6 protein-coding genes and 1 pseudogene are annotated in these 6,716 nt (G+C 65.9%); 3 read left to right on the plus strand and 4 right to left on the minus strand.

What is annotated here, in order from left to right; translation table 11 throughout:
* On the minus strand, positions 1-224 hold a 224-nt coding region (locus QZ609_RS23000; RefSeq protein ID WP_295499845.1), incomplete at its 3' end, for a LysR family transcriptional regulator.
* 115 nt (positions 225-339) lie between these two features.
* On the opposite strand from QZ609_RS23000, the gene argC reads away from it, so the two are divergent.
* The 3 genes and pseudogenes from argC to QZ609_RS23015 form a co-directional block, all read left to right on the plus strand.
* Positions 340-1,272: an N-acetyl-gamma-glutamyl-phosphate reductase gene (gene argC, locus QZ609_RS23005; RefSeq protein ID WP_012436793.1), complete on the plus strand. Its 933-nt coding sequence runs from the start codon at positions 340-342 to the stop codon at positions 1,270-1,272.
* Positions 1,273-1,410: 138 nt separating this feature from the next.
* On the plus strand, positions 1,411-2,247 hold the full coding sequence (locus QZ609_RS23010) for a bifunctional allantoicase/(S)-ureidoglycine aminohydrolase (protein ID WP_004628432.1): 837 nt from the start codon (positions 1,411-1,413) through the stop codon (positions 2,245-2,247).
* Between the two features lie 117 nt (positions 2,248-2,364).
* A pseudogene (locus tag QZ609_RS23015) lies at positions 2,365-3,581 on the plus strand (IS3 family transposase); the annotation flags it as partial.
* A gap of 53 nt (positions 3,582-3,634) precedes the next feature.
* Here the strand turns inward: QZ609_RS23015 and QZ609_RS23020 are convergent.
* From QZ609_RS23020 to QZ609_RS23030, 3 genes are all read right to left on the minus strand, one after another.
* The gene (locus QZ609_RS23020; RefSeq protein WP_012436291.1) at positions 3,635-4,078 is read right to left on the minus strand and encodes a hypothetical protein; all 444 of its coding nucleotides are present in this window, start codon (positions 4,076-4,078) and stop codon (positions 3,635-3,637) included.
* 168 nt (positions 4,079-4,246) lie between these two features.
* Complete coding sequence (locus tag QZ609_RS23025; RefSeq protein ID WP_295499850.1) at positions 4,247-5,014, minus strand: sulfite exporter TauE/SafE family protein; 768 nt, start codon at positions 5,012-5,014, stop codon at positions 4,247-4,249.
* Positions 5,015-5,107: 93 nt separating this feature from the next.
* Positions 5,108-6,691 carry a glycine betaine ABC transporter substrate-binding protein gene (locus tag QZ609_RS23030; protein WP_295499851.1) on the minus strand — a complete coding sequence of 528 codons (1,584 nt, stop codon included), beginning with the start codon at positions 6,689-6,691 and terminating at the stop codon, positions 5,108-5,110.
* Positions 6,692-6,716: the final 25 nt, after the last annotated feature.

The raw sequence follows: 6,716 nt of genomic DNA on the forward strand, positions 1-6,716 counted from the left end.
AGCAGCTTGCGCGCGCGCTCCACCATCACCTCGCCAATGGCGGTGGGCTGCACCTGCCCGCGCTTGCGTGACAGAAGTTGCGCGCCCACGCGATCTTCCAGCTCGGCGATATGCAGGCTCACGGTGGGCGCTGCCAGATGCAGGGCCCGCGCCGCGTCGGCAAACGATCCGCGGCCGGCGACTTCGACGAGGGTGCGCAGGCGGTCCAGGCTGATCTCTCGCATGATTCAGAAAAGCTGAATGTGAGGGTTGGGAAATTCAACTTTTCATATTCTAGGTCGCGCTCGAAGATGGGGGCTCGCATTCATCACCAACTTCTTTCCCTGGGAGCGCCCCGCCATGTCCACGCCCCTCGTCTTCATCGACGGCGACCAAGGCACCACCGGCCTGCAGATTCACGAGCGGCTGCGCGGCCGTGTCGAGCGGCAGGACCTGAAACTGCTGACGCTTCCCGCCGACGCCCGCAAAGACGGGCAACGCCGTGCCGAGGCGATCAACGCCTGCGATATCGCCATCCTGTGCCTGCCCGATGCGGCCGCGCGCGATGCGGTCGCAGCCATCGTCAACCCGCGCGTGCGCGTGATCGACGCCAGCTCCGCGCATCGCACCACGCCGGGCTGGGTGTACGGCTTTCCGGAGATGAGCGAGGGGCAGGCCGATCGCGTTGCGGCGGCGTCGCGCGTGACCAACCCGGGCTGCTACCCGACCGGCGCGATCGGGCTGCTGCGTCCGCTCGTGCAGGCGGGCCTCGTGCCGGCGGATTACCCGATCAGCATTCATGCCGTATCCGGCTATTCGGGCGGTGGCCGTGGCGCAGTGGAAACCTACGAGGGGCAGGAGGCAGCAAACGCGCTGCCGTTCCAGGTGTACGGGCTGGGTTTGGCGCACAAGCACACGCCGGAGATCCAACTGCACGCCGGGCTCACGCAGCGGCCGATGTTCGTCCCGGCCTACGGCGCGTATCGCCAGGGCATTGTGCTGACGGTGCCGCTGGAGCTGCGTCTGCTCAACGCCGGCGTTGATGCGACTGCGCTGCATGCATGTCTGGCAGACCACTACGCTGGCGCGCCGCATGTGGACGTGATGCCGCTGCAGGCACCGTCCGCCTTGCCGTATCTCGATCCGCAAGCGCTCAACGGCACCAACGACATGCGCCTGGGCGTGTTCGCCAACGACCACGGTCAGGTCTTGCTCACGGCGGTGTTCGACAACCTCGGCAAGGGCGCCTCGGGCGCGGCGGTGCAGAACCTCGATCTGATGCTGGCGCAGTAGTGGCAAATCGAATGGAAGGCATCGCAACATTTAATTGGTCGATTGTGGGCGACTTCGCTATCGTCAACGCCGCCCGCGTACGAACCGCCTGTTGTTGTTTGCGCCCGGGGCCGGACCAACCCATTGCCTGAATGCAACATGTCTAAGACCACGTATTACGCGCCGCATGGCGGCCATCCGCCGCAGACGGATCTGCTAACCGATCGCGCGATGTTCACCGAGGCGTACGCGGTGATCCCCAAGGGGGTGATGCGCGACATCGTCACAAGCTGGCTGCCGTTCTGGACCCAGACGCGCCTGTGGGTGATCGCCCGCCCGCTCTCGGGCTTTGCCGAGACCTTCTCGCAGTACATCGTTGAAGTGAACCCGGGCGGCGGCAGCGACAAGCCCGAGCAAGACAAGAACGCCGAAGCCGTGCTGTTCGTCGTGGAAGGCGAAGCGGAGCTGACGCTGCAGGGCAAGAAGTACACGCTCACGCCGGGCGGCTACGCCTTCATTCCGCCGGGCGTTGACTGGACGCTACATAACGTCAGCGATGCTGCGGTGCGCTTCCACTGGATCCGCAAGCACTACCAGGTCGTCGAGGGCATTCCCCTGCCGGAAGCCTTCGTGACCAACGAACAGGACGTCGAGCCGATCCCGATGCCGGGCACCAACGGCGCATGGGTGACGACACGCTTTGTCGACATGAGCGATATGCGCCACGACATGCACGTCAACATCGTCACGTTCGAGCCGGGCGGCGTGATCCCGTTTGCCGAAACCCACGTGATGGAACACGGCCTGTACGTGCTCGAAGGCAAGGCAGTCTATCGCCTCAATCAGGACTGGGTCGAAGTGGAAGCCGGCGACTTCATGTGGCTGCGCGCGTTCTGCCCGCAGGCCTGCTATTCGGGTGGCCCTGGCCGCTTCCGTTACCTGCTGTACAAGGATGTGAACCGTCACATGAACCTGACGTTGAACCCGTCGCGTTAAGCGTCGCATGTGTCCGATAAAAAGCCCGCCGGTGGTTTGCCGTCGGGCTTTTTTCATGGCCGTGACCCGTCCTGAATAAGGTTGACACTTTTTCCCCGCCAGGGAGTGAGGGTCAAGATGGACGGGCAGAAGAAGCGAACGCAGAGGGACTACACGCTGGCTTTTAAGTTGGCAGTGGTTGAGCAGGTGGAAAAAGGCGAGCTGACCTACAAAGAGGCGCAGCGACGCTATGGCATTCAGGGTCGCTCGACGGTGCTGGTATGGTTGCGCAAGCACGGACGACAGGACTGGAGCGCCTCGGCGGCGGCCAAAACCACGATGGGAAATCAAACCAGCCAGCGCAAGCCGCTCACGCCTGAGCAGCGCATCAAGGAATTGGAAGTGCAGTTGCGGGAGGCCCAAGAGAAGGCACGCCTGTTCGAGGCGGTGATCGACGTGATCCAGAAAGAGCATGGGGCGCGCGTCGTAAAAAAGCCTTCGGGCAGGTCCTCACGCAAAAGCTCGTCCAAGGGCTGAGTGTGGGCAGGGCCTGCCGCTACATTGGCATCAGCCGCCAAGCGTACTACAAACGCCAGCAAAGCGAGACACGGCAAATCGCGCGTGAGGCCAAGGTCTGTGCGTTGGTCAACCACTTACGGCTGCGCCAGCCGCGCTTGGGTACGCGCAAGCTCCAGCACGTGCTGCGCACGCCGCTGGCCGAGGCAGGCATCCAGGTTGGCCGGGATCGCCTGTTCGATATCCTGCGTGCAGCCCGGCTGCTGGTCGTGCCGCAGCGGGCGTATCACAAGACCACACACAGTCATCATCGCTTCCGGCGCCATCCCAATCTGCTCAAGGACGGCCCGAACCAGGTCATCCCCACCGGGCCGGAGCAGGTCTGGGTGGCCGACATTACCTATCTGCCGACCGCCCAGCGCTGTGCGTACCTGAGTCTGGTGACTGACGCCTACTCGCGCAAGATCGTGGGCTACCGCGTGCATGACAGCCTGCATGCCGAGTCGGTCGCCCAGGCGTTGAAGATGGCGCTGAAGACGCGCCATACGCGACAGCCTCTGGTTCATCACTCGGATCGGGGCATCCAATACTGTTCAGCCGAGTACCAGCGCATCCATCAGCGGCACGGCATCACGTGCTCCATGACCGATGGCTACGACTGCTACCAGAATGCCCTGGCCGAACGGGTCAACGGCATCCTCAAAGGGGAGTTGCTGCTCAAGCGCCCCGCCGACCTAGAGCAGGCCGCACGCATGGTGGCGCAGGCCGTGCATATCTACAACCACGAACGGCCTCATCTGGCCTTGAAATACAAAACGCCCGATGCGGTGCATCGGGCGCTCGGAGACTGAGCACAGTGTCAACCTATGGCAGGACTTGACAGCGGATGCCGTTACTGCATGCTGCCCGTGGCGTCGGAGCGGCGTTCGCGGCAGACGCGCTGGGCTTCACCCGCCAGCGAATCGCACTGGTTGGCGCGGCGCGACCAGAAGGCGCGGTCCGACGACGATTCCGCCGTCGCCATGCCCCTGCCATGGCGGTGCGTGACGTGCTTGTCGACCCACTTGTCGGTCTTCACATGCGCACGATGGACTTTCTGCTTGAGCGTGCCGGGCGTCGCTTTCGGTTGCGCACCAGTGGCCTTGTTGTGATAGCCGGGGTTGGCGGCAGCATCGGCGTTGCGCTGAACCTGGGTGCGCGGGCCCTCCATTGGGCTATCGACGCCCGTCACTGCGCTGTGGTCCTTCTGCTGGGCCTGCGCGGGCGCCGCGCCGATCCACGCACAGGCGGCCACGGCGATCGCGGCGGCCAGACTCGACATCTTGCGTGCTTGCATGCTCGTTCTCCTTGTTGCGAAACGGGGGGCGGCTTCATGGCACGCATGCCGCGTGCCACGACGTGCATCCCTAACGTCACAATAGGAAAGCGGCCACCCGGCAGACAGTCGGCGTTGACTGAACCGCCTGTCGGACAAACGCTGTCAAGACAACGCGGGATGCAGCGTTCAAGCGCGCATGAACAGCCAGACCGTCAGGATGATCCCGACGATGACGACGAAGCCGCGCAGCACCTTTTCCGGCAGCCGACGCAGCAGCCAGGCCCCAGCAAACCCGCCCGCGATGCCGCCGATGCCTAGCGCCACCACGGCCGCCCAGTTCACCTGCGGCGAGAACGCAAACACCGCCACGGCGGATGCATTCATCGTCATGGCGAGCACGTTCTTGGTCGCCCCCGCCATGCGCACCTGCTGCCCCGCGACAGTCAGCGCCGCAAGCATCAGAAACCCGATCCCGCCGCCAAAGTAGCCACCATAGATGGCGATACCAAATTGAATCGCCGTCAGCGTCGTGGTCGACATGCCCGCCGCCGCATGCAGCGGCTTGCGCCGAAAGCTCCCCCACGCAAATACGCTGGTCGCAAACAACACCAGATACGGCACCAGCCGCGCAAAGAACGACGGCGGCGTTGCCAGCAGCAACAGCGCCCCCAGCACACCGCCGATCAGGCTGACGACGATCAGCTGCTTGAGCGACAGATGATGCTTGCCCGCATCGACCCCACCCGCCAGCTTGCGCCCCGCAATCGACGAGGTGATCTGGCTGGGGAACAGCGCGATCGTCGAGGTCATGTTGGCCGCCAGCGGATTGAGCCCCGCCAGCAGCAGCGCCGGAAAGGTGATGAACGACCCGCCGCCGGCCAGGGCATTCTGCGCGCCGGCATAGACGCCGGCCGCTGCGACGAGCAAGGCAGTGGAGAAGGGGAGCGTGGTCATGGTGCGTTCTTGGGGGCGCGGTGGGTGGCGCAACGGGCAAATGAATCGCGCATGGTAATGGAAGCGCTACGCCGGCGCTGGTGAGGGCGCGGACTAGCGCGGCGGGGTGCCGGCGCCGTGCCGTCGCAACCACGCCTCCACCACCTCGAATGCGCCTTGCACCAGCAGCGCCAGCACGGCGGCGGGAATGGCGCCGGCCAGCAGCGTGGCGCTGTCGTTCAACGCCAGCCCGGTGGCGATGCGCTCGCCATAGCCGCCCGCGCCGATGAATGCGGCGATGGTCGCCGTGCCCACGCTGATCACGGCGGCGGTCTTGATGCCGGCCAGGATCACGGGCAGCGCCAGCGGCAGGTCGACCACGCGCGTGCGTTGCCACGGCGTGAAGCCGAGTGCCAGCGCCGCATCGCGCAGGCCGTCGGGCACCTGCTCCAGGCCGACGATGGTGTTGCGCACGATCGGCAACAGCGCGTACAGCGCCAGCGCGATCAACGCCGGCACCACACCGATCGACCCGACCAGCGGAATCAACATCGCCAGCAGCGCCAGCGATGGGATCGTCTGCAGCACGCCCACCACCGCCAGGATCGGTTGCTTGACCCGCCGCCGCGCCGCCAGCAGGCCCAGCGGCATGCCCAGCAGCACGGCCACGCCGGTCGAGATGCCCACCAGCGCCAGGTGTTGCTGCGTCAGGCGCCACAGGCCGTCGGTCAATCGATTGAAGAACGCGCGCGAGGGCGAATCGGCTGCGGATGCCTTGCCATGCCCGGCCAGGAACTGCTGGGCGACGCGCGCGAAGGTCTGACCCTCCAGCTCCACCGCCGCGTTCATCGCCACCATGTCGTCGCGGTGGATGCGGCCAGCGAGCGCGGTGATGGCCTGCCATTGCGCGGGGTGCCGCTGCGGTACGTCGAGCCGGTACAGCACCACCGCGTCATAGCGCGGGAAGACGTGTGCGGTGTCGTCGAGCACGCGCAGGTGTTCGCGGGCGATCTTGGCATCGGTGGAGTAGATGTCGATGACATCGGTCTGGCCGGCGCGCAGCGCGTCGTAGGCGACGCCGTGGTCGAGGCCGGTCGGCTGTTGCTGCAGTTGGTAGCGCGCGGCCACCGCCGGCCAGCCATCCGCGCGGCCGAGGAACTCGTGCGACAGGCCCAGCCGCAGTGCCGGGTGCGCGGCCAGGTCGGCCAGTGTGCGGATGTGCTCGCGCTCGGCATCGGCCTCGCGCATGGCGAGCGCGTACGTGTCTTCAAAGCCGAACGGCACGCCGGCCGCCAGCCCCATCGGCGCGAGCACACGGTTCACCTCGGCCAGCAGCGCGGCCTGGTCCGGGTTGGCGGCCTGCGCGGCGGGAAGGTGGAGGATCTCGGCGGCGATGGTGCCGAGGTAATCAGGGTAGGCGTCGATGCTGCCGTTCTTGAGCGCGGCGAACACGATGGCGGTGTTGCCCAGGCCCGGCACATGTTCGGCGGGCCCGAGCGGCGCAGCGCGCTGCGTCAGGACTTCGCCCAGGACGTATGACTCGGTAAAGCGCTTGGAGCCAAACCGGAGAGGTGAATCCGGCAGCGGCTGCGCGGCCGCCACGGCGAGGGCCGGCAGCCCGCACGTCAGCCAGCCCAGCACGATCCAGGCAAGTATGTGCCGGAGAAGGGGGCTACGGATCAGTCGCCGTGTATCCAAAGTTCGTTGAGGTCGGTCAGGCCCC

The sequence above is a fragment of the uncultured Ralstonia sp. genome, assembly GCA_913056305.1.
Classification (GTDB): Bacteria; Pseudomonadota; Gammaproteobacteria; order Burkholderiales; family Burkholderiaceae; genus Ralstonia.